The 604-nt window shown below is 32.1% G+C and carries 1 protein-coding gene; it reads right to left on the bottom strand.

Features of this window, described 5'->3' with window-relative positions; translation table 11 throughout:
- Positions 1–101 precede the first annotated feature (101 nt).
- Positions 102–604, bottom strand: a 503-nt coding sequence (locus CYP77_RS01795) for a DNA cytosine methyltransferase (RefSeq protein ID WP_219809396.1), incomplete at its 5' end; no start/stop codon positions are given.

Below are 604 nucleotides of genomic sequence, written 5' to 3'. Positions count from 1 at the left end.
ATTGTTCTCCCTATTGGTTTTGTCTAATAAAAACATATAATCAACAAGTTGTTTTCCACAAGCTTTCACAGCGTCGATAGCTACGCTATTTACTACTTCGTTCATTGCCTACCTTTTGAAACAGGAAATTCAAAATCACTTGGAAAACCTTGCATTTTTTTTGCTTGTTGTGGCATTATTTGTTTAATTTCCCCATCAACTAAATATCTATCCCAATTTCGTCTATCATCAATTTTAGAACCACGACCGCCTACACGCAAAGTATATCCAATTTCCCTACCACAATTACCTTGCCATACATCCGACATTGTAAATTTAAGTGGAATAGGTTTTGGAAAAGAAAAACCATCTTGAATAGTATCGTTTCTAAAACCAATCATAAAAGCTCTTGGTCTTAACTGCGGTAACCCAAAATCGGAAGCTTTAATTATTTGAAAGTAAAAGCTATATCCTAATTCCTTTTCTAAAACACTTTTAATAACTCTAAATGTTTTACCATTATCGTGATTAACTATACCACAAACATTTTCTAAAAAAAAAGCTTTTGGCTTTTTTACTTCAAGTATTTCGACAATATTAAAAAACAAATTACCACGCTCTGACT

The sequence above is a fragment of the Campylobacter concisus genome, from assembly GCF_002913865.1.
GTDB lineage: Bacteria > Campylobacterota > Campylobacteria > Campylobacterales > Campylobacteraceae > Campylobacter_A > Campylobacter_A concisus_AM.
The sequence above is the reverse complement of the archived record's forward strand: the minus strand, read 5'-3'. Positions and strand labels throughout refer to the sequence as shown.